The following is a 25,941-nucleotide window of genomic DNA, read 5'->3' as shown; positions in this document are numbered from 1 at the left end:
GCTACCCGCGGAAAGCGAAGTCTTGCACTGAAATCAGCGTTGTTTAGAGTTCACTCTGAAGTGTTCGTCTGTAGACAAAGGAATTTCAGTTTGGTCCCAGCCTCTATTTCTATGCTCAAATGATGAGTTCCTTCGTAAACCCTGATGAACCTTCGGACGTCATCAGCAGGTTGATCCATTGGTCGATGTTTTGATAATACTGATCGACAAAATAATATTCTTGCGGGAACATCTGCCATACTTCCCGCAATTGCTGGCTGTTCAAAAACGGCATCGTCAGCATTGACTTCAACTGAATGACAAGGAAGCTGATCGGCTGCTTCTTAAAAGACCTGTCCACCATTCCCTGTTCAAACAGACTTTTCAAATAAAATCTTTCTTTCATGAGGTACGATGAAATGATTTCCCGCACAACTTGTGAATCAATCGAAACCTCTCTCCAAATGAAACGGGATAATTGATGATGCTCACTTTGAAATTTCAGTACCTTGAAGACAGCACGCTTCAGACATAAGTCTGCGCGGATATATTTAAGGGCATCCACTTCTTCCTGCAGAAAATGCAGATATTGTTCGAAGAAATGGGTAAAACATGCCTCAAGCAGACCCTGCTTGCCTTTGAAATAGTAAGAGATCGTTGCAGGGTTAACCTTGGCCTTTCCTGCGATATCCCTTACAGAGGTCCCGTCATAGCCGTGGTCATAGAATAATGAAACAGCTGCTTGAAATATAGCTTCCTTTGGCGAAGTAGAGGTTTGTCCCTTTTTCATATTCTCCCTCTTTTCTCTTCTTTTAATTTCCCCCGAGTGGACTGAATCGAATCTATTGAAGCTTCATTGAAAGTATGCTAAAAATGTTCTAATAGAGTTTTCACATAGTGTATAACAATGATTTCGCTTTTACAGGAAGAATTCCTTTAAGTATTTCTCGACAGTTTTTCCACTGATGGTGCGATGCTGCAGGGAATTCCACTGATTTTGTTGAAATGGGGGAAAAGATGATGTTTCAAGCAGAAAAATATCAAGGAACAAAAAAAGATAAGTACGGACTCGTCACAAAGCAATTACGTGCGCTGCTCGAGGATGAACCGAATAAAATCGCAAACCTGAGCAACGCTTCTGCCCTGCTAAATCAATTTTTAGACCGGATTAATTGGGTTGGATTCTATTTATTCGAAGAGGAAAGCAGCCAGCTTGTCCTCGGACCATTCCAGGGCCTTCCTGCATGTGTCCGGATCCCGTTGGGACGAGGGGTGTGCGGATCTTCCGCCAGTGAAAGGAAAACATTTGTCGTGGAGGACGTACACAGCTTCCCTGGCCATATCGCATGTGACGCAGCTTCTCAATCTGAAATCGTCATCCCGCTTGTCAAAGATGGAAATCTAATCGGGGTACTGGACATCGACAGCCCGGAGAAATCCCGTTTTGACGAGGAAGACCAGCAGTACTTGGAAGCATTCACAGAAGAATTATTAAAACACCTGTAATCACTAAGCAAAAAGAAGCGTACGGAATCCGCACGCTTCTTTTTTTACATCACATCACTTGGAAATTTAACTTTATTCAATGCCTGTTCCAGGTCATCCCAAATATCATCCGAGGATTCAAGTCCGACAGAAAGTCTTAGGAGGGTATCTGTGATTCCCATTTTCTCTCTTGCCTCTTCCGGGACCACAGCATGTGTCATCGTAGCCGGATGCTGGATCAACGTTTCTGCATCCCCCAGGCTGACCGCGATCTTGATCATATGCAAATCATCCATGAACGCTTGTGCATCTTCCTTCGAACCTTTTAGGGTGAAAGAAATCATCCCCCCTGGTTTTTTCATCTGTTTTTTCATGATCTCATACTGTGGATGATCAGTACGGCCAGGATAAATCACCTGCTCCACTGCAGGATGGGTAGCAAGCAGCCCGGCGAGTTTATCGGCACTTTCACAATGGCGGTCAAGCCTTACCGCAAGCGTCTTCAACCCCCTCAATAACAGCCATGCATCAAATGGCGAAATGATGCCGCCTATATCTTTCTGGGTCGTCATGCGGATTTCAGCCATTTTTTCCTGTGTACCGACCACAATGCCGGCAATGACATCCCCGTGTCCTCCTATATACTTTGTCGCACTGTGAATCACGATGTCGCATCCAAGTTCAAGGGGCCTCTGAAGATAAGGAGAACAGAAGGTGTTGTCCACAACGACCGGTATCCCCTTTTCACGGGCTACCCTCGCCACCATCTGTAAATCGATGAGCTGCATCGTAGGATTGATCGGTGTTTCCACGTAGATGCAGGATGTATTGTCTTTGATTTTCGCCCTGATTTCTTCTTCTGAATCCATGGCGGAAAAGTCATGGCCGATCGCGAATTTTTCATCCAATAATTGCAGAAGGCCGAACGTACAGCCATACACTCCTTGAGAACAAAGGATATGATCCCCTGATTTGGTCAAAGAAAAAAGGACTGCTGAAACGGCAGCCATCCCTGAGCCGAAAGCAAGGGCAGCTTCACCGCCTTCAAGCGATGCCATTCTCTGTTCGAGGATGCCCACCGTCGGATTGCCGAGCCTTGAATAGATATACCCTTCCTCTTCCCCTGCAAATCGGTTTTCCCCCTGCTTTGCATTAGCGAACGTATAAGTCGACGTTTGATACAAAGGAGGTGCCAGACTATCAAAATGCCGAGAAGACTCGTACCCCTCATGAATCACACGCGTTTCAAAATGTTTTTCATCTTTCATCAAGTATTCCTCCCAATTTTGTTCCTCTAAGTTCTCTCACTCTTCTATTCTAGAATATGATAATCCGGCAAAAAAAGAAAGCGTTTACACTAACGTATTAAAGCAAACGGCCGCCCAAAATGAGCAGCCGCTTGTTTCTTATCACGGTTTTATCAGAAGTCTGGAGTCGAGATCCTCCACCACCTGATTCTTTCCATGATTTTTTGCTATATAAAGTGCTTCATCCGCTTTCTTGACTAACTCCTTCACCGATGACGGACAGCTTTCATCGCCTTTGACCCACGAAGAAAGACCGCATGAAAGCGTCACTCCCGGCTCTGTTCTGCAGGAGACCGTTTCTACTATGGCTTTCGCAATCGCATATCCTTCATCCCTTTCGACATAGGGCAGATACACAGCCATTTCTTCTCCTCCCCAGCGGGCAGCAGAACCACTTTCACCCACAACTTCCTTTATAAGGTTCGCTGTCTGAATCAGGACTTCATCACCGATTTGATGCCCATAATTATCATTCACTGCTTTAAAGTCATCGATATCGATCAGAAGGAGCGTCCCTTCTTTATCTTCTTTCATCGCCGATTCCATTTTTTCATCAAGATAATGGCGGGCAAACAGTTTCGTCATATGATCGGTGATGACCATATGTTCAAGTTCTTCCCTCAAGGTTGCATTCGTAATGGCAAGCGCGGAATGATGGATGAACGACTGCAGCAGTTTGTACATATCAAACGAAAACATATACGGATCGTGGTGAAGGACAACACAGAAACCGATCAATTCTTCATTTTGTGTCATCGGCACTGCCATCAATGATAAATAACCGGGGTCACCAATCCGGTCACTCACATCCCCGAGGAAAATCGAATCTCTTTCTTCGTTGATGCGCTCGTTTACATAGGAGATGTACTGTTCACCTTCTTTTGTGAAGAATAGTGAAGAGCTTTGTTCCAGAATGACTGATTTATTCGGTTCATTTAACACGAACCCGATGGCACTCGGCTGAAAGGATCTCTCTATCTGCTTCTTCAAAAATTGCAATGTATCAGATAAACGAAACTTTAAATTAAGCTGATGGGACGTTTCATTGATCAGCTGCAAGTCACTGATCAGACGTTTCGACTGCTCATACAGCTTGGCATTCTCAAGCGCACTCCCGGCCGTATAGGCAAGTAATTTGATGAACTCGATTTTCTGCTCGTTGAACAGCAGATGCGAAGCCGTGCCGACTTCAAGCACTCCGTAAATCCCCTGCTTTCCTCTTAATGGGGCATAAAGCGTCTGAGAATCCTCATCCAGCTCGATGCTTCCGTTTACAAATGCCTGCATCGCAAAGGGATTCGCCTTTTCAAAGTCAAAAGATTTTATAGGCAGGGTGCCGAAATCATAGCGGTCATTGGAAAGGAGGAGACGGAACTCATCCTCCGGGAAAACCTCACCGAGCGTCTCGATGATTTGAACCAATAGTGTCTGGACATCCCTGTTAGAATGAAAAAACTCAGTCACTTTGAACAATTCCCGGTATCTTCTTTCTTCTTCATACACCTTCTGGACATTCCACGAGAGTGTCAGGAACTGATCACTCGCTTTCCAAAATGGTGAGAGACAGTCCTCATCGAATGATTGCCCGTCTGAATGTTGAATGAGCAGCACGTAAGTCTCTTCCATATCGTTTCTGAATTGAAAGAAGAAATGGAAATGAGGGTCACGGCAATCCATCATAAAATAAGGGGTATCCCCGAAAGATAACTCAAAGATTTTTCTGCTTAACGTCCCATCGTTACCTTGCTCTTCTGTGCTCCCTTGCAGGAAGCATTCACTCTTTGTGCATTTATATAAGAAAGCTTTCTCGACCCCGAGACATTCCTTTATCAGCCGGAGCCATTTCTGAAGATGGTCTGTTTGCTGAAGATTGAAAGACATATCATCATGAATAAGATCGAATAATTTAGATTTATAAATATGTAAGCGATCAGCTAGTTTGGTCATTTTCTCACCCGTACCCTGAAGGTTTGTGAAGCTATGGTTTTCCACACATCATTATAGCATACGATTAAACGTATGCAGGATAATATTTTCAATATTTAGGTAGATATTGGGTAATGCAGTGAAGGGATCATTTAGTTAGACGGATGAGGGGATAGATAAGTTTTTATTCAAAAAGGAATTGAAGAGATTGTCCTTTACGCCAGATGTATTTTATACGAATCTTCAATACTTGCTTGACTTCTATCCCTCTGCATCATATAATGTTCTTTGTGTAAAATAATGCAGCTTCAGTGAAGTCCTTTATGGCTGTATTTTGTTCCTCTGACCTTGAGGTGTATCTTGTAACCCTCTGCTGCTAGGGCGAAGGTACATGAAAACAAAATACACATAATTGTTAATTCACAGGTGTTTTTATTTTACAACAAAATAAAAACAATAAAGGAGGAGTCTCTCATGGCTCGTTATACTGGTCCAAGTTGGAAATTATCTCGTCGTCTTGGAATCTCTCTAAGCGGTACGGGTAAAGAATTAGAAAAGCGTCCTTACGCTCCAGGTCCCCATGGTCCTAACCAACGCAAGAAAATCTCTGAATACGGTTTACAACTTCAAGAAAAGCAAAAACTTCGTCACATGTACGGAGTAACTGAACGTCAATTCCGTAACCTATTTGACCAAGCTGGCAAATTACAAGGTAAACACGGTGAAAACTTCATGGCTTTACTTGAGTGCCGTCTTGATAACGTTGTTTATCGTTTAGGTCTTGCACGTACGCGCCGTCAAGCTCGTCAGCTTGTTAACCACGGTCACGTAACGGTTAATGGGTCTCGCGTAGATATCCCATCTTTCCGCGTACAACCTGGACAAACAATCTCAGTTCGTGAAAAGTCACGCAACCTTGACATCATCAAAGAAGCTCTTGAAGTGAACAGCTTTGTTCCTGAATTCTTGACTTTCGATGCTGACAAGCTTGAAGGTACTTTCACTCGCGTTCCTGAGCGTTCTGAATTACCAGCTGAAATTAACGAAGCTCTTATCGTTGAGTTCTACTCTCGTTAATCTTTGTGAAGAAGAAACTCTGCTCTTTATGGGGCAGGGTTTTTTTGTTTGTCTGGATGAGGTGACGTGCGTATGAATGTATATCAGTCATTATGGCGGCGTCTAAATGAAGAAAATTCGACAAGTTGCGCGATTATGAAAAAAGTGGCGCAATAAATTTAAAAAATGCGCAATTATCATGAAAGTGGCGCAATTATTCAGAATTTGGCGCAATAAATATTAATATAGTTATATCTCTATTGTTCCCCCCCGTTTCTCCATTAATGACTCTACTTTTTAATCCAATCAAGCTTCCTCCACTTCACAATCTTCTAACATCCGCCTGCCTGCAGCCGATTTCATACAAAAAAACAGCGCAATCCCCAAAACAGAGATCACGCTGCCCATTCAAAGATTCACTTCTTAAACATACTGAATCTTAAAGTACTTCTTCTTACCCCGGCGGATGATCGTGAACTGTCCGTCGATCATGTCCTTCTCACCCATCACATGCTGAAGATCTGTCACACGTTCACCGTTGATGTAGATCGCACCGTTGCCGATGTCCTCGCGTGCCTGACGCTTGGATGGGGAGATTTTTGCATTGACGATCAAATCGACAAGTCCAACCTCTTCTTCTTTCGACTGTTCGAAGGAAGGAACATCCTTGAAACCTTCCAGGATTTCAGAAGCGGATAATGATTTGATGTCTCCGCTGAAAAGAGCCGCGGTAATACGGATCGCCTGCTCCAGTGCTTCTTCCCCATGGATCATCTTTGTCATTTCCTCTGCAAGTGCTTTTTGAGCCTTGCGCAGATGAGCTTCCGTTTCAACGGATTCCGCTAGTGACTCGATTTCCTCCTGAGAAAGGAAGGTAAAGTATTTCAGGTATTTCACGACATCGGCATCAGCCGTGTTGATCCAGAACTGATAGAACTCGTAAGGAGACGTCTTCTTGGAATCCAGCCAGATCGCGCCGCTTTCCGTTTTACCGAATTTTGTTCCGTCCGCTTTTGTTACAAGAGGAATCGTGAAACCGAATGCCTTTGTTTCTTCTTCATGCGTTCTGCGGATCAACTCAAGACCTGTCGTGATATTGCCCCACTGGTCGCTTCCCCCGATCTGAAGCTTACAGTTGTAGTTGTCATACAGGTGGTTGAAATCAAGAGCCTGAAGAATCGTGTATGTGAACTCGGTGAATGAAATACCTGATTCCAGACGGGATGAAATCGTATCTTTTGCAAGCATGTAGTTGACACCGACATGCTTACCGAAATCCCGGAGGAACGTCACGACATCCATTGCGCCGATCCAGTCGTAGTTATTCACCATGACCGCTCCGTTTTCACCTTCGAAATCGAAGATGCTCTCCAGTTGATTTCTGATGCTTGCTGCATTATGCCTGATTGCATCGATTGTCTGAAGTTTACGCTCTTCGTTTTTACCGCTCGGATCCCCGATCAAACCAGTCGCCCCTCCGACTAAAACCAGCGGGCGGTGGCCTTCATTCTGAAAACGTCGGAGAGTTAAAAATGGGAGCAGATGACCGATGTGCATGCTGTCTGCAGTCGGATCGATTCCGCAGTAGATTGAAATACTCTCTTTATCTAAAAGGTTCTTCAACCCCTCAGCGTCTGTCTGCTGGTACGTAATTCCACGCCATTCTAAATCCTTCAATAATTCCATGTCCAATCTTCCTCCTTCTTCTTTTCCATTCCATGACTGCCGCTTAAAAAATAAAAAAGTCCCTGCATATATGCAGGGACGCTGTCGCGCGGTACCACCCAAATTAAGGAAAAAATCCTTCACTCATAAAGATAACGGCTTTGACCGTTTGCTGCTACTAATGGTTCACAGCAAAAGCTCCAGGATGTAATTCATCTGCATTTTGTGTCAGTTTTCAGCGCCCACTGACTCTCTGGGTAACAGGGAATGCAAACTACTTTATCCTCTCATTGCGGTATGGTTAATATGTCGAATGAATTTAAAAATCAATACTGACTATACTAGGTTTTTACCATAATGCATGATAATAGTCAATAAAAGCAAGAATTTTTTTGTATCCAAATACCTTTTTGTTTGACTTTTTACGACAGCATTCTCTCGAATATGCTATAATAGGAATGTTCTAGGGGGAATGAAAATATGAGAGAAACATGGAACAAATTACTTGAAAAATTAGATCCTGTCATCAGGTTCTTTACAAATACCAGGGTTCAAAAACGAGCACGAATTACATACGGAGTATTTTGGAACCTTGCACTGATCACGATTGTCGTCGTGGTCCTCGGCACGGCTTTCGCCGGCGGGGTGGGTGCCGGTTATTTCGCATCACTGGTCAAGGAAGAGCCGATCCGTTCTTACGACCAAATGAAAAAGGACATCTACAATTATGAAGAAACCTCTCAGCTGTATTTCGCTGACGATGTCTATCTTGGAAAGCTGAGGACTGACCTTGAACGCGAAGAGGTAAAGCTTGAAAATGTCTCGGAATATCTGAGAAATGCTGTCATCGCCACTGAAGATGAGTATTTTAAAGAGCATAACGGGGTGGTCCCCAAAGCCATCATGCGTGCGGTGCTGCAGGAATTCACCAATTCTTCCACTCAATCGGGCGGAAGCACGCTCACACAGCAGCTCATCAAGAATCAAATCCTCACAAATGAAGTTTCCTTTGAAAGAAAAGCAAAGGAAATCCTTCTCGCACTGCGGCTTGAAAGATTCTTTGAAAAAGATGAAATACTTGAAGCCTATCTAAACGTTGCCACATTGGGAAGAAACTCATCCGGCCGGAATATCGGCGGGGTCCAATCTGCAGCACAGGGAATTTTCGGCGTGGATGCAAAAGATTTGAACCTTCCACAGTCTGCATTCATTGCCGGTTTGCCTCAGGCTCCATTCAGCTACACTCCATTCATGAATAACGGAGAGCTTAAAGAAAACCTTGAGCCAGGCCTTTCACGAATGAAGACCGTGCTTTACCGTATGCACAGGGAAGGCTATATCACGGACAAAGAGTATGAAGATGCTGTCGCTTACGACCTCAAAAAGGATTTCATCGAAAGAAAAGCTTCACCTAATGAAAGGTACCCGTGGCTTACGCAAGAACTTGAAAGCAGGGCCATCAGCATCATGACAGAGGTCCTTGCAGAGAAAGACGGGATTTCAAAGCAGGATCTTGAGAATAACGATGAATTGAAAGAGAAATACCATACACTGGCAGACCGGAATGTCCGCCAGAGCGGATATGAGATCCATTCAACCATCGATAAAAAAATCTATGATCAAATGCAAAAGACGAAAGATGCTTATAATATGTACGGACCGTCAAAGACAGTCACAACCACTGACCCTGACACAGGGAAAGAAGTTACAGTGGAAGAACCTGTCCAGGTCGGAGCCATCATGATAGAAAACAAGACTGGCAGAATCATAAGTTTCATCGGCGGCCGGGATTTTAAAACGGAACAGCTGAATCATGCCACTTCATCCTACCGCTCGAACGGTTCGACCATGAAGCCGCTGCTTGCCTATGCGCCAGCCTTGGAATATGGCTATATCTCACCGGGATCGCCGATTCCTGACGTGGAATTGAATATCAACGGGTGGACTCCAAAGAACTATTCATTCAGAGAGCGCGGACTGTACCCTGCAAGGCTTGCACTTGCGGAGTCTCTTAACCTCCCTGCAGTCCGGACGTATGCAAATATATATGACCGCAACCCATTCAATGAATTCCTCATGAAGATGGATTTCGCCAAATTGGGCCGGGTCGACAATAACTTATCCCTTACACTCGGGGCGACCACCAAGGGGATAACGGTTGAAGAAAACGTCAATGCTTATACGGCCTTGGCCAACGGCGGTAAGTTCGTTGACGCCTATATGATTGATAAAATCGTGGATCAAGACGGAAACACTGTATTCGAACATAAATCAGAACCAGTGCAGGTATACAGTCCGCAGACGGCTTATCTGACACTCGATATGATGAGGGATACGCTCGATCACTATGCAGGAACAGGGCGTTACGCTAAGACATTCCTGAATTTCTCATCCGACTGGGCAGGTAAATCAGGTACTTCACAGGAGTATAAGGACCATTGGTTTGTTGCATCCAATCCGAGCATCACTTTTGGTACGTGGTTCGGATATGATACACCTTCCGATTTGAACACGGCTGCATCAAGGGCACAGTACGGCCATTACGGATTAAGGAATATCCGTCTCTGGTCATATCTCTTGAACGATACGAGAGACCTTGCCCCTGCGCTGATCGACCCGGAAGGCTCCTTTAAAGAGCCTGGCGGAATCGTGAGACGCTCATTCTGTTCCATCTCCGGATTGCTTCCTTCAGAAGCCTGTACGAAAGCCGGACTGGTCAAGACTGATTTGTTCAATGCCAAATATGTGCCGACCAAGACGGATGACAGCTTGCTCATGAGCCGTTACGTAATGGTAAACGGAAAGAAATATCTTGCACTTCCTAATACGCCGGAAGAATTTTCACAGCCGGGTGTCATCCTGAATCCTGATTTCGTGAAAAATATCTTCGGTAAAGTGCCTGGGGATGCTTCAAAGCTGATTCCTCAAGATGATGAACGATTCAAGAATGTATTGATCGCAGAGAATAAAATCTCAGATGACGGAGCTGCACCGGGGACGGTGAAAGCCTCTGCAAACGGAAATAAGATTACATGGACTCCTTCCGGGAGCGGGGATGTCGTCGGATACCGGGTATATTCCAAATCCGGAAGCAAAGTAGGAAGCGTCAAATCAGGCGGCAGCTACTCCGTTTCAGTTGGCAGCGGGCAATACATTGTTAAAGCGGTCGACGTGGCAGGTAAAGAATCCTCTCCTTCCAACACCGTTCAAGTTGGTAAGGCAGAAGAGAAACCGAAACCTGAAAAACCAAAGGAAGACCCGAAACCGCCAAGCGGTGACAAACCGACTGATCCCAAGCCTCCAAAACCGGATAAGCCGGATGATCCGCCTCCCGCAGATGACGGCGGCGGCTCTGGGGACGGTGGCGGCGGTGATGACGGAGGGGCGGAACCTCCTGCTGAACCACCAACCCCGCCTGAAGAGGGTTAAAATATCAAAAAAAAGAGCACAGAAATTGTGCTCTTTTTTTTGCGCAGAAAACCCCCGCCTACTATATAAGGCGGGGGTTTTCATCTCTTTCTATCAGTCTTCCATCGTACTCAGATCACCAGTAGGCAGATCAAGCTCCCATGCTTTCAAGACACGGCGCATGATCTTTCCGCTGCGGGTCTTTGGAAGTTTTTCACGGAATTCGATTTCACGCGGAGCTGCATGTGCAGCCAGTCCTTTTTTAACAAACTGCCGGATCTCTTCTTTCAGATCATCCGTCACTTCATATCCGTCACGAAGCGCGATGAAAGCCTTGATGATTTCCCCGCGTACAGGGTCCGGCTTACCGATGACACCTGCTTCTGCAACTGCCGGGTGCTCAACAAGCTTGCTTTCCACTTCGAACGGTCCTACACGCTCTCCGGATGTCATTATGACGTCATCAACGCGGCCCTGGAACCAGAAGTAGCCCTCTTCGTCCATATAAGCAGAATCCCCTGATACATACCAGTCACCCGGCATGAAGTAAGACTCATACTTTTGAGGGTTATTCCAGATCTGGCTCATCATGGACGGCCAGCCTTTTTTGATGGCCAGGTTCCCCATCCTGTTCGGAGGAAGCTCATTCCCCTGGTCATCGACGATTGCAGCCTTCACTCCAGGGAATGGTTTACCCATTGATCCAGGCTTGATTTCCAGGCAAGGATAATTACAAATTAGCTGTCCTCCCGTTTCCGTCATCCACCACGTATCATGTATGCGCAGGTTAAACACCTTCATTCCCCAGCGCACCACTTCAGGGTTAAGGGGCTCGCCGACGCTCAGGATGTGACGGAGGGAACTTAAATCGAATTGTTTAACGACTTCGTCGCCTGCCCCCATCAGCATTCTGAAAGCGGTAGGCGCACTGTACCATACAGTCACACCGAAATCTTCGATCGTCTTATACCAATTTTCTGGCTTGAAGCGTCCCCCGACGATCACATTAGACGTACCCGTCAGCCACGGGCCGAAGATTCCGTATGAAGTACCCGTTACCCAGCCAGGATCTGCTGTACACCAGTACACATCTTCTTCCTTCAGGTCCAGGACCCATTTGGAAGTCTGGTAGTGCTGAAGCATCGCGTTATGAACATGCAGCACTCCCTTCGGCTTCCCGGTCGAACCTGATGTATAATGAAGAATCAAGCCGTCATTCCGGTCGACCCATTCGATATTCAGTTTATCACTTGCTTCATTGAATTTCGCATTGAAATCAACATGTACATCATCTTCCTTCACGTCTTCCCCGATCAGGAATACGTGCTTTAAATGAGGCAGTTCACTGACAGGGACACGATCGAGCAGCTCAGGAGTCGTGATAAGCACCTTTGCCTCGCTGTCCTCCAGACGGTCGCGTACAGCACCTTCCATGAATGCTTCGAATAACGGCCCTACGATGGCCCCGAGTTTAACCGCTCCGAGAACGGAGAAGTACAGCTCAGGTGAGCGCGGCATAAAGATGAAGACACGATCACCTTTTTCCACATCACCGTATTGTTTCAGCACATTCCCTGCTTTATTGGATAATTTCTTCATATCAGTGAACGTATATTTTTCATCACGTTCAGGATCCCGATAATAAAGGGCAACTTTGTTCTTTCTGAATGATTCAGCATGACGGTCAATCGCTTCATACGCCAGATTCACCCGTCCTGTCTCATGCCATGAAAATTCTTTCTCGACTTCTTTCCAATCAAAAGAACTGTAAGTATCTTCATAGCTTTGCAGATTATAATTCCCCTTCGTGACTGGTAACGCTTCCACTTTCATATACCGAATCCCCCTTATGTAAGATTTTACATTCTTATTATAGTATATAAATTATATTTTCTCAATTTTTTAAAAAGTCAGTTGGATCGAATAACCTCTATCAATACAGGATTCAGACCAAATAAACCATTGATTTATAGGTATTTTACAATAATGTTCCCCTCTTCAAAAATACTTTCAAACGTCTGAAAATTTTGTGAAAGCGCTCTACTTTTTTCTATTTCATGTATAATAGATTGAGAGGAATATCTTTAGGTGGTGTCCAAATGAAATTGAAGAAAACCTATAATGCAACTGAGTTAAAGACAACAAAAGGAAATTTGATCATTGAAGGGCCGATTCATGCAGAAGAGCTGGCGCGCCTTGATTTTCATGAAGACCTCGTCGCATTCAGACCTCCTGCCCAGCAGCATAAAGCGCTGGTTGAGATTGCAGGCCTGCCTGAAGGAAGAATCATTATTGCAAGGGAAAATCATACGATTGTCGGCTATGTTACATATCTATATCCCGATCCCCTCGAACGCTGGTCTCAAGGGAAAATGGAGAACCTCATCGAGCTTGGCGCGATTGAAGTCATTCCAAAGTTTCGCGGCGCGTCGGTCGGAAAGCATCTGTTGAAGGTATCGATGATGGATGACCATATGGAAGATTTCATCGTGATCACGACAGAGTATTATTGGCATTGGGACCTGAAAGGAACAGGGCTGAATGTTTGGGAGTACCGCAAGATCATGGAGAAGATGATGAATGCGGGCGGACTTGAATATTACGCGACGGATGATCCTGAAATAAGCTCACATCCCGCCAACTGCCTGATGGCGAGAATCGGAAAGAGGGTCGACTCGGAGTCGGTCCAGCAATTTGATCAGCTGCGTTTCATGAATCGCTTTATGTATTAATCTATTCGTTTTCGAAAAGGGGTGGAGAAACATGATAGTGGAAGAAATTATGAATACGGAAGTGGCTGCCTTAAAACCGGACGATACGATTGAATCAGCCATTCTCTTAATGAGGGATAAGAAAATCAAGCATATTCCGATCACCAATGATCAATCAGAAGTAGTCGGGATTGTAAGCGATCGTGACGTGAAAGACGGCACACCCTCCATATTTGATGATGAAGCCTCTCAGGAAGAGTTGAAAAAACCTCTCAGACTGATTATGAAAACCGATGTCATCACCGGGCATCCACTTGATTTCGTGGAAGAGGTCGCCGCGTTATTCTATGAGCACCATATCAGCTGCCTCCCGGTTGTGAGTGATAATAAATTGATTGGAATCATAACTGAAACCGATCTGCTCCATACGTTGATCCAGTTGACCGGAGCAAACCAGCCAGGTTCCCAGATCGAGGTGAAAGTCCCTCATCGTGCAGGGATACTTTATGATGTCGCCGGTATCATCCGCCGCCATAACAGCAATATTTTAAGTGTACTTGTCTACCCTGATAAAAAGGATGAAGCTTATAAAATCCTCGTTTTCCGGGTGAGGACAATGAACCCGATGAACGTGATAGAAGATCTTAAGAAAGAAGGATATGACGTGTTATGGCCAAACATGCCGGGAATGTCTACATGATGAAAGATGCAGTTTTTATCTATTCCGACGAACTTCTCGGGTACAGATTCAATGATCAGCATCCTTTTAACCAGACCCGTTTGACGCTGACCATCGATTTGTTGAAGGAAATCAAGGCTCTCGACTCAGGGGAGATCGTTCCGGCAAGAATGGCGTCCGATGAAGAATTATTTCTGAATCATGATCCGGGATATGTAAACGCTGTCAAGAAGGCGAGTGTCGGCCAGCTCCCTCCTGAACAGGCTGAAGGGTATGGAATCGGTACAGAAGATACCCCAATATTCGATGGGATGCACGAAGCAAGCGCCTACTTGGTCGGGGGGACGCTTACTGCAGTGGACTATGTGATGACCGGGAAGGCGAGACATGCCCTTCATCTCGGCGGCGGCCTTCACCATGGCTTCAAGGGAAAAGCTTCCGGCTTCTGTATTTATAATGACAGTGCGGTCGCCATCCGTTATCTTCAAGAAAAGTATAAAGCAAGAGTGCTGTACGTCGATACCGATGCCCATCATGGTGATGGCGTTCAATGGTCTTTCTACGACGATCCCGACGTCTGCACATTGTCCATCCATGAAACGGGGAGATATTTATTCCCGGGTACAGGCAACATCAATGAACGCGGGCATGGAAAAGGATACGGCTTTTCATTTAATATCCCGCTGGATGCCTTCACGGAGGATGAGTCATGGCTCGAAGCATATGAGACGAGCTTCAGGGAGATTGTTGAATTCTTTAAACCAGATGTCATCCTTACCCAAAATGGTGCAGATGCCCATTATTACGATCCGTTGACGCACTTGTCTGCCACCATGAAGATTTACAAGGAAATCCCCCGTATCGCTCATGAACTCGCTGAAAAATATTGTGACGGCAAGTGGATTGCAGTGGGAGGCGGAGGTTATGATATATGGCGTGTCGTCCCGAGGGCCTGGTCCATGATCTGGCTTGAGATGACAGAACGCACCGAAGCGGCCGGCACGTTTCCCGCTGCCTGGATTGAACGGTGGAATGAAAAAGCCGGTGTCCCATTGCCTCTAGAATGGATAGATGCTCCCGATATCTATCCAGCCATCCCCCGAAAAGGTGAGATCACCGAAAAGAACAGGCATACCCTTGAAAAAGCTCTCTATCCCATCCGCCAGCAGCTCCGGCAAAAGCCGGGCAGTTAAGAGGATACAACTGGATTATTTAGCGGCTCTCGGATTTTAAAGTCCGGGAGCCTTATCTATGTCCTTTATATGTATCCGCACAAAAAAACCACCTCGGTAAAAGTTGCCGGGGTGGCTTTTCTCTACTCATTTTCATAAGCTGGGTCACTGATGATGATTTCCACTCTTCTGTTTTTTTGCAGATTATCTGCCGTATCATTCGGTGCGATCGGCCGGGTATCACCGTAGCCCACTGCAATGAAGCGTTTCGGATCCAAGTCCACCGCACTGGTCAGATAGCGGATGACTGAGCTAGCCCTTGCAGAAGAAAGTTCCCAATTGGAAGGGAATTTCGAGGTTGAAATGGGCCTGTTATCTGTGTGGCCCTCGACCTTCACGTAGTTAGGCATTCTTTCAAGCAGTGCACCCACTTTATCCAAAAACGGGTAAGAGGCAGGCAGGACATCTGCTTCACCCGAGTCGAAGAGCGACTGCTCGGGGAGGACCAGGACGACTCCCCTCTCCGTTCTTGTCGCTGTCACAATCTCATCTAATTCATTTTCTCTCAAATATGAACGTATATCACTTAAAAGATCCCGTAAATCTTCTTCGTGCTTTTCTAACGGTTCTTCAGACGGTTGTTCTGAAGGAACGATGGACGGATTAAAATCAAGGATCTCCTTTTTTTGAAATGAATCCGAGATTGCCCTGAATTTAACGATATCAATCTGCGACATTGAAAAAAGGAGAATGAAGAATACGAGAATAAGAGTGATTAAATCAGAAAAAGTCACCATCCACCGCGGAGCATTGGACTTTGGTTCAGGCGGCCTTATTCTACGCTTCATAGGAAGCTTCCTCGAGTTCTTTTTCCTCATACTTCATAAGGTCATCATGGGACATAAAAACTTTGAGCTTTTCCTCAAGGATCCTTGGATTCTGACCTGATTGGATCCCAACAACTGCTTCGATGATGATTTGCTTCATGAACACTTCATTTTCCGTCCTCATCGCCAATTTGGATGCCATCGGGATGAAAACAAGGTTGGCCAAGAGGGATCCATACAGGGTCGTCAACAAGGCAATTGCCATATTGGGGCCGAGGGTAGACGGATCGTTCAGGTTTTTCAACATCAGGACAAGCCCGATCAGCGTTCCGATCATCCCCCAGGCAGGTGCGTATTCACCCGCTTTATCCAGCAGGCTTCTCCCTTTGCGGTGACGCTCCTCGAGTGCAATGATTTCCGCTTCCATAATATCTGTCATAACATCGGGTTCGATGCCGTCAACAGCCAAAAGGACCCCTTTTCGAATGAAAGGGTCCTCAATATCTTCCACTTCCGCCTCTAATGCAAGCAGACCTTCCCTTCTTGCTTTCTCAGAAAGCTTGATGAAGGTACGGATCAGTCCATGGATATCGTAATCCTCATTCCTGAAGGCTTCACGAATGACCCTGCCCATATGCTTCAGTTCTTTAAGAGAGAAACTGACTAGCATGGCAGCAATCAAGCCGCCTATGACAATAAAAAAAGAGGAAGGGTCAACAAATGAGCCAAACCCTGTCAGCCCTTCGTTTGTCATGATGGCAAACCCGACAAATAGAAAGCCTATGATAACTCCGATAGGCGTAAGAACATCAATCTTCTTCATTTTGACTCTCCCTGTAAATAAGTTCTTTTTCTCTTGATAATAGTATCGACTGGGAACTTATTTTGTTGAACCGCGATGTTCAAGGCGGTGAGGTAATACAACCGTCTCTTCCTCCACCGTTTCTTTGTTCATATATTTCGTCAACAGCCTCATTGCTACCGCGCCGATATCATAAAGCGGCTGCACGACTGAAGTCAATTGCGGTCTAACCATAAGGGCAAGCCTTGTGTTATCGAAACTGATGACTTCTACATCTTCAGGAATGCTCACACCGCTGTCCTGGGCACCGTGTACCACTCCAAGCGCTGTCTCATCGTTCCCTACAAAAATCGCAGTCGGCTTGTCTTTGAGTTCGGAGAATTTCTGCCATGCTTCAAGACCGGAATCATACGTATATTCACCTTCGACCACTAAGTCGTCACTGAATTCCACTCCAGCTGAGCCCAGTGCTTCTCTGTATCCCTCAAGCTTGAATTTCATATTGATTGTATCGTGGAAAGGACCGCTTACAAAACCGATTCGTTTATGGCCCTTATCAAGCAGATCCTTCACTGCATCATACGTTGCAGCTTTATAGTCAATGTTAACTGATGGTACGGTATTGGTTTCTTCCACAGCACCTGCAAGGACGATCGGAACCGGGGAACGCTCGAATTCCTGGACATGTTCCTCAGAAATATGCCCTCCCATGAACAGGATTCCATCGACTTGTTTACCGAGCATCGTATTTAACAGATGAAGCTCTTTTTCCGAGTTTTGATCGGAGTTGCTCAGGATGATGTTATATTTGTACATGGTGGCGATATCTTCGATTCCGCGTGCCAGTTCCGCATAGAAGATATTTGAGATATCCGGGATGATGACTCCGACGGTCGTCGTTTTCTTGCTTGCAAGCCCTCTGGCTACCGCATTTGGACGATACCCAAGACGGTCTATGACCTCAAGCACCTTTTTCCTTGTTGCCGGTTTTACATTGGGATTACCGTTTACTACGCGTGATACTGTGGCCATCGAGACATTTGCTTCCCGTGCTACATCGTATATTGTGATATTCATGTTTTTGACACTCCTTCAACTTCTCAACTTGTTATTGTTATTTTACACTAAACAAACCATAAGAAAAAAGCGATTACAATGGTTTGTTAAAAAATGCACATATTTAGCGTTAAAAAATTTATTATAACAGTCTTTAGTCTATTTATCTGCAATTATGTTGATTATCATACGACAGTCTTTTTATAACTGCAATGATTGAGGTTGAAAATTGTCTCCCTTTTAACGCCGCTGTTGATTTCCGTGCAAGACTTCGCTTTCCGCGGGTAGCCCGTGAGCCTCCTCGGCTTCGCCTGCGGGGTCTCACATGTCTAGCTGTAGGGCTTAGAGGCACATCTCATAAGCCGAACCGACCAAGAAGGCAAAGAGCGCCTTCTAGGCCAATTCGTCTTATGCCACCCGCCTCTGAGCAAAGCCCTTCCGCTTTTCTAATATGCTACTCTTCCCGCAGGAGTCTTCGTCTTGCACTCCAATCAACAGCTGGAGATAACTTTAAACAAAAATCATTTTACTAACAATACCTTAAGTTATTTACCAAACTAAAAAGGCTGGACTCTGAAAGTCCAGCCTTTTTTCTATACCCCGTTATGGGTTGGTTAAACGTTGATTGTGCGGCCTTTTAATAGTTCCTGGTAGAAGTGATCGAATTGGTCCAGGTCCATTTGCTGTGCTGAGTCGGACAGGGCTACAGCAGGGTCCGGATGTACTTCTGCCATTACGCCGTCCGCCCCGATGGCGATCGCTGCTTTTGCAGTCGGAAGCAGAAGGTCCCTGCGTCCCGTGGAATGCGTGACATCCACGAATACAGGAAGGTGAGTCTCTTGCTTAAGAATTGGTACAGCAGAGATATCAAGCGTATTCCGTGTCGCTTTCTCATAGGTACGGATACCGCGTTCACAAAGGATGATGTCCCCGTTGCCCTGAGAAATAATATATTCAGCTGCATTGATGAATTCATCAATTGTTGCAGCAAGACCTCTTTTTAGGAGTACCGGCTTCTTCACTGAGCCGGCGGCTTTCAGCAACTCGAAGTTCTGCATGTTCCTCGCACCGATCTGGATCACATCGATGTACTCGAGTGCAGGTTCGATATCTGCAGGATTCACGATCTCACTGACCACCGCCAGATCGTATTCATCTGCAACCTTCTTAAGGATCTTCAATCCTTCAATACCCAGTCCCTGGAAATCATATGGGGACGTTCTCGGTTTGAATGCTCCACCGCGAAGAAGTTTCAACCCTTTCGCTTTGACAGCCTGTGCCACTTGAGCCACCTGCTCATAAGATTCCACTGCACATGGACCGAAGATGAAATGAGGATTCCCGTCCCCGATTGTATCTCCGTTGATATTCACAATCGTATCCTCTGCTTTTTTCTTACGGGATACTAAGAGTGCTTTTCGATGATCATCTTTCTGTAATTCTAAACCAGCTTTGAAGACCTCTTTAAAGATATGTTCAATAGTCGAATTTTCAAAAGGACCATTGTTATTTTCCTTGATCAGGTCTAACATTCCTCTTTCACGAACAGGATCATACCGGTATACTCCTTGCTTTTCCTTCACACGCCCGATTTCTTGAACGAGCTTGGCACGCTCATTGATGGTTTCTAGTAGTTTTAAATTCATCTCGTCGACTTTTTTCCGTAATAGATCGAGCTCTTGATTACTCACAATACAGCACCCTTTCTTGATTTTATCCTGTTCATCCATAAAAAACTGTTTTAGTTTTGTAAAAGTATGATACATTTTTTATAGATATTGAAACTAATTATAATAGAAGAATTCTCAAATGTCACGATAAATTTCTTTATTAATTAAACGCTTTTAAGCACTAAAGTATTTTAGTATCTTATGAGACTGTTCAAAAGTAGGTGTATACTTTGCAAAAAATATTTTCTTTGGATATAGGTACCCGTTCTGTAGTCGGGATCATCCTTGAAGAAAAAGACGGAAAATACCATGTATCTGATATTGAAGTGGAAGAACACAAGGAACGGGCAATGCTCGACGGACAAATCCACGATGTACCCGCCGTTTCAACGGTCATTTCATCAATCAAAAAGAAGCTCGAAGGAAAGCACGGACCTCTTCACAAAGTCTGTGTCGCTGCCGCCGGACGCGCCCTGAAAACGGAGAAGTCGCATTCGTCCTTTTCTATTAAAGGCAAGCCGCTACTGAAAAAGGAAGATATCCTGCACCTTGAACTGAGTGCAGTCCAGCAGGCGCAGGCGCAAGCTGCGGATGCAGAAAGCGATGGTAAAAGCTATCATTATTATTGCGTTGGATATTCGGTACTCTATTATCGTCTCGATGGAGAAGAAATCGGAAGCCTGATCGACCAGCAGGGGGATGAAGCCGGTGTCGAAATCATCGCCACTTTCCTGCCGAGAGTCGTCGTTGAATCACTCTTGGCTGCTTTAAGCCGTTCCGGCCTTGAAATGGAAGCGCTCACCCTTGAACCAATCGCAGCCATCAATGTCCTGATCCCGCCTTCCATGAGAAGGTTGAATGTGGCATTGGTCGATATTGGAGCCGGAACATCTGATATCGCGTTGACCAACAAAGGAACGGTCACCGCCTACGGGATGGTGCCGACTGCCGGTGATGAGATCACGGAGGCACTCAGTGATGCCCTGCTTCTTGACTTTCCTCTGGCGGAAAAAGCAAAAAGGGAACTGCATCAATCCGAGAGCATAACTGTCACGGATATCCTCGGATTTGAGTCTGAATTCACCGTACAGGAAGTCGTGGAAAAAATTCACCCTTCCATTCAACAGCTTGCCGGAAAAATATCACATGAAATCCTGCTCTTAAACAATCAAAAACCTCCCCAGGCAGTCATGCTCGTCGGAGGAGGCAGCTTGACCCCGGCTTTGAATGTAGAACTTGCAATATCCCTGAATCTCCCTGAAAACAGGGTGGCTGTCAGAGGAATCGAAGCAATACAGAATCTATCATTTTCAGACCTTCCCGCCGGCGGTCCTGAATTGGTGACTCCTGTAGGAATTGCAATTGCAGCTAAGCAAGCTCCTGTTCAATACGTATCCATCCATGTCAACGATCAGCCGATCCGCTTGTTTGAAGTAAAAGACCTTACAATCGGTGACGGGCTTCTTGCTGCCGGCCAAAGAATCAGTAAATTGTATGGTAAACCCGGCCCAGCCTTTTTCATTTCTGTAAATGGACAACAAGTGACCCTCCCAGGAGGATATGGCGATCCTCCCGTCATCTTAAAGAACGGGAATCCCGCATCGGTTGAAGACAGATTGTTGAACCATGACCGGATCACCGTCCGTAAGGGGGACGACGGGACGCCTCCAAACGTAAAGATAAGAGATCTCCTGGATGATGTACCGGATAAGCGCGTCACCATTAATGATAAAAGTCTCACTCTTTCACCCATTCTATTAAAGAACGGGACAAAAGCTACAATGGATGACCTGATCGAAGACGGTGATTCAATACATTATGAAGCGAAGGATACAATAGTTGATTCGTTGAAGAAGCTCGGCTATGAGGGATTACTTCAAGCATGTAAACCGTTCCGTCTCACCATCAATGGAAAAGATACATTCATTCCGGCATTCGGCGGGAAGATTACCTTGAATGGTGTGGAGGTAAAACCTACTGCAGCGGTTTCATACGGTGATAAGATTATCGTCACTCCTCCCGTCACCCCAACAGTTGGAGAACTTATGGCGAAACGAAAAGACTACAGGGAGCAATCAATCAAGATTATGTTTAATGACACCCCTGTTTTATTGAAGCGTGAAACAGCAACGGCATATAAAGAAGGACTTCCATTGAAAGAGAATGACACGCTGAATCCCGGGGATACAATCACAATTGAAGAAAAAGGGGTTCACCACTTCATTTTTCAGGATGTCTTCAATCATGTGGAAGTCGCCATGCCTGATAACGGAAACGCTTCTTTTCAGCTGCTTCTAAATGGAGAAGAAACCACCTTTTATGAGGAAATACAAGCTGGGGACAGGCTCGAAATTCGGTGGACGAATGCCCCCCATAAAAATTAACACACAAAAAAACTGGCCATGGGCCAGTTTTTTTTATGATCCTACCTGTCCAGGCACATTGCTCGGTTTATTAGTGCTGTGGATATTATCGTTACCAGAAGATGAGGTGGAAGTTGAAACGGATGAAGTCTGTGATGATTCTGAGGTCACTTCTTCACCGGCTTCTTTTACCTTGCTTCCGATATCTTTTAAATCTTCTGCTGCTTCTTTTGTGGTTGCGATGATTTCAGTTGAATCCTCTTTCACCTGATTTACTTGGTCGATGACATCGCCGTTCACCTTTTCATATAGCTTCTGTGCGTCATTGATCGCTTCTTTCAGTACAGAAGATGCTGATTTAATACGGTCCTGCCAGTCATTCATCACTCCGGACGGATTATCTTTTACTTTTGAGACCATGTCCATAGTGGAATCTTTCATTGAATTTGTTCCGTTGGTGATTTTTTTTCTTGTGTTCTTATCCATCATGGCAACTGCCCCGCCGACGACTGCGCCCAGCAGGATTCCTTTTACCAGTTTGCCGTTTCTTTTTCCTTTTACGGTAGGGATTTGGTTTACATTGTTATTCGGTTGTGCTGTTTTATTTTGATAAGATTGTACCATTTTGGTTGATCCTCCTATTGTGTTGGTTTGATTTGTTATTACGTGTAATTCCCCGTTTGCTCGGAAATAAACTTTTGGTTGGGAAATTCCTGTTATTACCGTTGTTGGATAAATAAAATCATAATATATATGAGTGTTAAGTGGCATCACCGCTGATGGTTTCCGTGCAAGACTTCGCGTTCCGCGGGTGACCTGTGAGCCTCCGGGGTCTCACATTGGCCACTTCTCCCGCAGGAGTCTTCGCCTTTCACTCCAACCAACAGCTGGAATTCCCCAAATACATATAATGAGCTATATTAAAACTCCATAAATACTATTTACCTCCCTTAATAAAAAACACTTTCCAACCAATATAACCTCGCGTTATCCCCTCCCAATTATGAACTCCAAAGTACAACTAAAAAAGAACCTGCACATGCAGGTTCTTTTTAGAGTTTGCTTAGTTCTTTTTCGGTGATGTTCCAGTGAGAGGCGTTCCAGCCTGGTTTGCCGTCTATGAATAGGAAGGCTTGAGGTGATTCGTGTTTGATGCCGTATTTTTCGGAAATGTGGTTTGAAAGTTCCCTTGCCTCCTGGACTGCAAGGTAATAGCCGTCTTCTTCCCTGTTATTGTTCAGGAATGCCTGATAATCAGTGAACGCATTTGAACTGATCGGACAGGTCAAGCTGTGTTTCATGAAAAAGAAGCGGGGATTCGTTTCTGCAAGTTGCTCGAATTGCTGTACCGTTTCAATCTTTTGCATCTGTCTTGTTCATCCTTTCTTTCATCTATGTTTAAGATTGCATTTGTATCTACAATAGCCTGCACAAAAAAGCGGCGAAGTAATCATATCACTTCACCGCTCTGGAGGACAACTCTTATTGGTTATACGTTTTTTCTGTTTCATCAAAAGCTTTCTTTGTTTCCTCAAGCTTTTGGTTTACATCTTCAGTTTCCTGCACCGGAGTTGCATCTCCCACAGGTACTTCCTGAAGCTCTTCGTTTACGGCCTCTGTATCTTTAGAACGGTAAGATTTAAATTTATCCTTCACTGTATTGGATTGCTCCTGAACAGTCTTAGTGAATGCAGCGGACTTTTCTTTTGCAACAGCCGCCAGTTCATTGCTTTTCTCAACCGCAGTGTCTTTCCACTGACCTGACTTTTCCTTGATGACGACAGCCTGTTCGTTGAGGTCATTACGAAGGTCCTTACCGGACTTTGGAGCCAGCAGCAGCGCAGTGGCCGCGCCAACGATCCCTCCGATCAAGGTTCCGATCATGAAATCCTTAGAATTGATGTTGTTACTGTCGTTCGTTTGCTGATTTTGAGTTTGGTTTTGTGTCATTTAAAAATTCCCCTCTCCTAATTGTTATAAGATCTTGCTCTTTTAACCAATTTTTCTCGAGATTGAACTTCTGTGGGTGCGGTTTGATTTTGAACAGCGTTGTCTGAAGGACTCGACTGTTGTTCCTTTTTTTGCTTCCACTTGTCCTTTAACTCGATAATCGCATTTCCCCACTGAACCACCTGGGAGATCTTCCCTTGATTCCTTTCGAGCTCAGAGGAGATGGAAGTGCTCACTTTCTTTACCGAGTTATTAAGGTTCTGAATGGAATGACCTACATCTTTTACTGCATAAACAACGGTGTTCAGATCCTCAGACTTGCGCTGGATATCCTCGGCTAACAGATTCGTTTTATGTAGTAATTCAGTAGACTCCTTGGTCACTCCCTGAAGCTGGGTTTCTAGACCGTTCAACGTACTTGATACACTGTCGAGGGTCGTCCCCATTGATTTCAAGGTTTTCATAATGCTTATTACTAAAATGAAAAAGGCAATTGCAATAACTGCTACACTTAGATAAAGAATTATTTCCATATAGTACACCTCCATGTATAAAAATTCTTTACCCACTCTATACACAAATAAAACATTATACTAGGATTTCTTCCTCCTAAAGTGAAATTCCTGCTTAATTTTAAAAATACTTTTTTATCTTTTCTAATTTACTTTTTTATCATCCCGGTAATATTTAGGGTACAATAATAGGGAAATGACATAAGGAGGTAGACATAAATGAAAGATCCGCGTATTGAAAAACTGGCACAGAACCTGATTCAATATTCCGTGCAGCTGCAGCCTGGAGAAAAAGTCTTGATTGAAAACTTCGGCTTGCAGCGTGAGCTTGTCACAGCACTTGTCAAAGAGGCATATGCAGCAGGCGGCTTCCCGTTTGTTTCCATCAAAGATCATTCCGTGGACCGTGCATTGCTGCTCGGGGCACAGGAAGAGCAGTATAATATGATGGCCGGCTTTGAGGCGAATGTCATGAAGGAAATGGATGCTTACATCGGGCTCCGGTCAGGTGATAATATCAATGAACAGTCCGATGTCCCGGATGACAAAATGAGGATCCATGGAAATACAATCGGAAAGAAAGTACATAGGGAAATCCGTGTTCCAAAGAAAAAATGGGTCGTCCTTCGCTATCCTAATGCATCGATGGCTCAACTCGCAAAAATGAGTACCGAAGCATTTGAAGACTTCTACTTTGATGTCTGCAACCTTGATTATAGTAAAATGGACAAAGCGATGGACAACCTGGTTGACCTCATGAACAAGACGGATAATGTGCGGCTTGTCGGGGAAGGAACCGATTTGACTTTCTCCATAAAAGATATCCCGGCTGTAAAATGTGCAGGGCGCCTGAACATTCCTGATGGAGAAGTTTACTCTGCGCCGGTGAAGGATTCGGTGAACGGGACTATTTCCTACAACACTCCTTCCCCTTATAATGGTTTCACCTTCGAGAATGTCAAGCTTACGTTCAAAGACGGGAAGATAGCGGAAGCGACTGCAAACGACACCGAAAGAATCAATAAAATCTTCGATACGGATGAAGGGGCGAGATACGTCGGTGAATTTGCGATCGGAGTCAATCCTTACATCCAGCATCCGATGCAGGACATCCTATTCGATGAAAAAATCGACGGAAGCTTCCACTTCACTCCTGGTGAATGCTATGAAGATGCATACAATGGAAATCATTCAAACATCCACTGGGACATGGTCATGATCCAAAGACCTGAATACGGCGGAGGGGAAATTTACTTCGATGACGTATTGATCCGTAAAGATGGAAAGTTCGTTCTCCCTGAACTAAAGGTCCTGAACCCGGAAAATCTTAAATAGGGAAATGCTGAAAAGGCCCGCCCTTCAATGCTTCAGAG

General features: G+C 45.0%; 21 protein-coding genes and 1 other annotated feature. Of the genes, 8 read left to right on the top strand and 13 right to left on the bottom strand.

What is annotated here, in order from left to right; genetic code table 11:
* Positions 1-115 precede the first annotated feature (115 nt).
* Positions 116-769 (bottom strand): forespore capture DNA-binding protein RefZ, encoded by a 654-nt coding sequence (gene refZ, locus ACKA06_RS15610; protein WP_058297971.1) that lies wholly within the window; start codon positions 767-769, stop codon positions 116-118.
* A gap of 230 nt (positions 770-999) precedes the next feature.
* On the opposite strand from refZ, the gene ACKA06_RS15605 reads away from it, so the two are divergent.
* The gene (locus tag ACKA06_RS15605; protein ID WP_214874245.1) at positions 1,000-1,485 is read left to right on the top strand and encodes a GAF domain-containing protein; all 486 of its coding nucleotides are present in this window, start codon (positions 1,000-1,002) and stop codon (positions 1,483-1,485) included.
* Between the two features lie 44 nt (positions 1,486-1,529).
* Here ACKA06_RS15605 and megL read toward each other — a convergent pair whose 3' ends face one another.
* Positions 1,530-2,732, bottom strand: a complete 1,203-nt coding sequence (gene megL, locus ACKA06_RS15600; RefSeq protein ID WP_058297972.1) for a methionine gamma-lyase — start codon at positions 2,730-2,732, stop codon at positions 1,530-1,532.
* 141 nt (positions 2,733-2,873) lie between these two features.
* Positions 2,874-4,718, bottom strand: a complete 1,845-nt coding sequence (locus tag ACKA06_RS15595) for a sensor domain-containing diguanylate cyclase (RefSeq protein ID WP_411160067.1) — start codon at positions 4,716-4,718, stop codon at positions 2,874-2,876.
* 453 nt (positions 4,719-5,171) lie between these two features.
* Between ACKA06_RS15595 and rpsD the strand changes: the two genes are divergently transcribed.
* Positions 5,172-5,774 (top strand): 30S ribosomal protein S4, encoded by a 603-nt coding sequence (gene rpsD, locus ACKA06_RS15590; RefSeq protein WP_032087327.1) that lies wholly within the window; start codon positions 5,172-5,174, stop codon positions 5,772-5,774.
* Positions 5,775-6,176: 402 nt separating this feature from the next.
* Here rpsD and tyrS read toward each other — a convergent pair whose 3' ends face one another.
* The gene (tyrS, locus tag ACKA06_RS15585) at positions 6,177-7,439 is read right to left on the bottom strand and encodes a tyrosine--tRNA ligase (protein WP_197669249.1); all 1,263 of its coding nucleotides are present in this window, start codon (positions 7,437-7,439) and stop codon (positions 6,177-6,179) included.
* Positions 7,440-7,510: 71 nt separating this feature from the next.
* Positions 7,511-7,718 (bottom strand) — a binding site (T-box leader).
* Between the two features lie 180 nt (positions 7,719-7,898).
* On the opposite strand from tyrS, the gene ACKA06_RS15580 reads away from it, so the two are divergent.
* Positions 7,899-10,847: a transglycosylase domain-containing protein gene (locus ACKA06_RS15580; RefSeq protein WP_411160066.1), complete on the top strand. Its 2,949-nt coding sequence runs from the start codon at positions 7,899-7,901 to the stop codon at positions 10,845-10,847.
* 93 nt (positions 10,848-10,940) lie between these two features.
* Here ACKA06_RS15580 and acsA read toward each other — a convergent pair whose 3' ends face one another.
* A complete protein-coding gene (gene acsA / locus ACKA06_RS15575; protein ID WP_032087325.1) occupies positions 10,941-12,659 on the bottom strand; it encodes an acetate--CoA ligase in 1,719 nt (572 codons plus the stop codon).
* 266 nt (positions 12,660-12,925) lie between these two features.
* Between acsA and ACKA06_RS15570 the strand changes: the two genes are divergently transcribed.
* Genes ACKA06_RS15570 through ACKA06_RS15560 form a run of 3 tightly spaced genes read left to right on the top strand, consistent with a single transcriptional unit; the run spans position 12,926 to position 15,409 of the window.
* Positions 12,926-13,558, top strand: coding sequence for a GNAT family N-acetyltransferase (locus ACKA06_RS15570; RefSeq protein ID WP_071619210.1), 633 nt, complete (start codon positions 12,926-12,928; stop codon positions 13,556-13,558).
* A gap of 31 nt (positions 13,559-13,589) precedes the next feature.
* Positions 13,590-14,237, top strand: a complete 648-nt coding sequence (locus tag ACKA06_RS15565; RefSeq protein WP_032087323.1) for an acetoin utilization AcuB family protein — start codon at positions 13,590-13,592, stop codon at positions 14,235-14,237.
* On the top strand, positions 14,234-15,409 hold the full coding sequence (locus ACKA06_RS15560) for an acetoin utilization protein AcuC (protein WP_411160075.1): 1,176 nt from the start codon (positions 14,234-14,236) through the stop codon (positions 15,407-15,409). The genes ACKA06_RS15565 and ACKA06_RS15560 overlap by 4 nt, the downstream gene beginning before the upstream one ends.
* A gap of 122 nt (positions 15,410-15,531) precedes the next feature.
* On the opposite strand, the gene motS is transcribed toward ACKA06_RS15560, so the two are convergent.
* From motS to ACKA06_RS15540, 4 genes are all read right to left on the bottom strand, one after another.
* Complete coding sequence (gene motS, locus ACKA06_RS15555) at positions 15,532-16,236, bottom strand: flagellar motor protein MotS (protein WP_197669252.1); 705 nt, start codon at positions 16,234-16,236, stop codon at positions 15,532-15,534.
* On the bottom strand, positions 16,226-17,038 hold the full coding sequence (gene motP, locus ACKA06_RS15550) for a flagellar motor protein MotP (protein ID WP_198258968.1): 813 nt from the start codon (positions 17,036-17,038) through the stop codon (positions 16,226-16,228). Before motP ends, motS begins: the two co-directional genes overlap by 11 nt.
* 57 nt (positions 17,039-17,095) lie before the next feature.
* The gene (gene ccpA / locus ACKA06_RS15545) at positions 17,096-18,094 is read right to left on the bottom strand and encodes a catabolite control protein A (RefSeq protein ID WP_032087320.1); all 999 of its coding nucleotides are present in this window, start codon (positions 18,092-18,094) and stop codon (positions 17,096-17,098) included.
* Between the two features lie 593 nt (positions 18,095-18,687).
* The gene (locus tag ACKA06_RS15540) at positions 18,688-19,764 is read right to left on the bottom strand and encodes a bifunctional 3-deoxy-7-phosphoheptulonate synthase/chorismate mutase (protein WP_032087319.1); all 1,077 of its coding nucleotides are present in this window, start codon (positions 19,762-19,764) and stop codon (positions 18,688-18,690) included.
* A gap of 200 nt (positions 19,765-19,964) precedes the next feature.
* Here ACKA06_RS15540 and ACKA06_RS15535 point away from each other — a divergent pair, with 200 nt between their 5' ends.
* Positions 19,965-22,127, top strand: coding sequence for a cell division protein FtsA (locus ACKA06_RS15535; protein ID WP_032087318.1), 2,163 nt, complete (start codon positions 19,965-19,967; stop codon positions 22,125-22,127).
* A gap of 33 nt (positions 22,128-22,160) precedes the next feature.
* On the opposite strand, the gene ACKA06_RS15530 is transcribed toward ACKA06_RS15535, so the two are convergent.
* The 4 genes from ACKA06_RS15530 to ACKA06_RS15515 form a co-directional block, all read right to left on the bottom strand.
* Positions 22,161-22,730, bottom strand: a complete 570-nt coding sequence (locus ACKA06_RS15530) for a YtxH domain-containing protein (protein ID WP_052011491.1) — start codon at positions 22,728-22,730, stop codon at positions 22,161-22,163.
* Positions 22,731-23,158: 428 nt separating this feature from the next.
* Positions 23,159-23,473: a bacillithiol system redox-active protein YtxJ gene (ytxJ, locus tag ACKA06_RS15525; RefSeq protein ID WP_032087317.1), complete on the bottom strand. Its 315-nt coding sequence runs from the start codon at positions 23,471-23,473 to the stop codon at positions 23,159-23,161.
* Positions 23,474-23,588: 115 nt separating this feature from the next.
* Positions 23,589-24,056, bottom strand: coding sequence for a YtxH domain-containing protein (locus tag ACKA06_RS15520; protein ID WP_214871946.1), 468 nt, complete (start codon positions 24,054-24,056; stop codon positions 23,589-23,591).
* 17 nt (positions 24,057-24,073) lie between these two features.
* Positions 24,074-24,589: a DUF948 domain-containing protein gene (locus ACKA06_RS15515; protein ID WP_032087315.1), complete on the bottom strand. Its 516-nt coding sequence runs from the start codon at positions 24,587-24,589 to the stop codon at positions 24,074-24,076.
* 198 nt (positions 24,590-24,787) lie between these two features.
* Here ACKA06_RS15515 and ACKA06_RS15510 point away from each other — a divergent pair, with 198 nt between their 5' ends.
* Positions 24,788-25,903: an aminopeptidase gene (locus tag ACKA06_RS15510; protein ID WP_032087314.1), complete on the top strand. Its 1,116-nt coding sequence runs from the start codon at positions 24,788-24,790 to the stop codon at positions 25,901-25,903.
* Positions 25,904-25,941 lie beyond the last annotated feature (38 nt).

The organism is Rossellomorea oryzaecorticis (assembly GCF_045897515.1).
Classification (GTDB): domain Bacteria; phylum Bacillota; class Bacilli; order Bacillales; family Bacillaceae_B; genus Rossellomorea; species Rossellomorea enclensis.
The sequence above is the reverse complement of the archived record's forward strand: the minus strand, read 5'-3'. Positions and strand labels throughout refer to the sequence as shown.

Excerpts from the sequence above, each read along its gene's own strand:
- refZ (WP_058297971.1), bottom strand. The coding sequence starts at position 769 with ATGAAAAAGGGACAAACCTCTACTTCGCCAAAGGAAGCTATATTTCAA.
- ACKA06_RS15605 (WP_214874245.1), top strand. The coding sequence starts at position 1,000 with ATGTTTCAAGCAGAAAAATATCAAGGAACAAAAAAAGATAAGTACGGA.
- megL (WP_058297972.1), bottom strand. The coding sequence starts at position 2,732 with ATGAAAGATGAAAAACATTTTGAAACGCGTGTGATTCATGAGGGGTAC.
- ACKA06_RS15595 (WP_411160067.1), bottom strand. The coding sequence starts at position 4,718 with ATGACCAAACTAGCTGATCGCTTACATATTTATAAATCTAAATTATTC.
- rpsD (WP_032087327.1), top strand. The coding sequence starts at position 5,172 with ATGGCTCGTTATACTGGTCCAAGTTGGAAATTATCTCGTCGTCTTGGA.
- tyrS (WP_197669249.1), bottom strand. The coding sequence starts at position 7,439 with ATGGAATTATTGAAGGATTTAGAATGGCGTGGAATTACGTACCAGCAG.
- ACKA06_RS15580 (WP_411160066.1), top strand. The coding sequence starts at position 7,899 with ATGAGAGAAACATGGAACAAATTACTTGAAAAATTAGATCCTGTCATC.
- acsA (WP_032087325.1), bottom strand. The coding sequence starts at position 12,659 with ATGAAAGTGGAAGCGTTACCAGTCACGAAGGGGAATTATAATCTGCAA.
- ACKA06_RS15570 (WP_071619210.1), top strand. The coding sequence starts at position 12,926 with ATGAAATTGAAGAAAACCTATAATGCAACTGAGTTAAAGACAACAAAA.
- ACKA06_RS15565 (WP_032087323.1), top strand. The coding sequence starts at position 13,590 with ATGATAGTGGAAGAAATTATGAATACGGAAGTGGCTGCCTTAAAACCG.
- ACKA06_RS15560 (WP_411160075.1), top strand. The coding sequence starts at position 14,234 with ATGATGAAAGATGCAGTTTTTATCTATTCCGACGAACTTCTCGGGTAC.
- motS (WP_197669252.1), bottom strand. The coding sequence starts at position 16,236 with ATGAAGCGTAGAATAAGGCCGCCTGAACCAAAGTCCAATGCTCCGCGG.
- motP (WP_198258968.1), bottom strand. The coding sequence starts at position 17,038 with ATGAAGAAGATTGATGTTCTTACGCCTATCGGAGTTATCATAGGCTTT.
- ccpA (WP_032087320.1), bottom strand. The coding sequence starts at position 18,094 with ATGAATATCACAATATACGATGTAGCACGGGAAGCAAATGTCTCGATG.
- ACKA06_RS15530 (WP_052011491.1), bottom strand. The coding sequence starts at position 22,730 with ATGGTACAATCTTATCAAAATAAAACAGCACAACCGAATAACAATGTA.
- ytxJ (WP_032087317.1), bottom strand. The coding sequence starts at position 23,473 with ATGCAAAAGATTGAAACGGTACAGCAATTCGAGCAACTTGCAGAAACG.
- ACKA06_RS15520 (WP_214871946.1), bottom strand. The coding sequence starts at position 24,056 with ATGACACAAAACCAAACTCAAAATCAGCAAACGAACGACAGTAACAAC.
- ACKA06_RS15515 (WP_032087315.1), bottom strand. The coding sequence starts at position 24,589 with ATGGAAATAATTCTTTATCTAAGTGTAGCAGTTATTGCAATTGCCTTT.
- ACKA06_RS15510 (WP_032087314.1), top strand. The coding sequence starts at position 24,788 with ATGAAAGATCCGCGTATTGAAAAACTGGCACAGAACCTGATTCAATAT.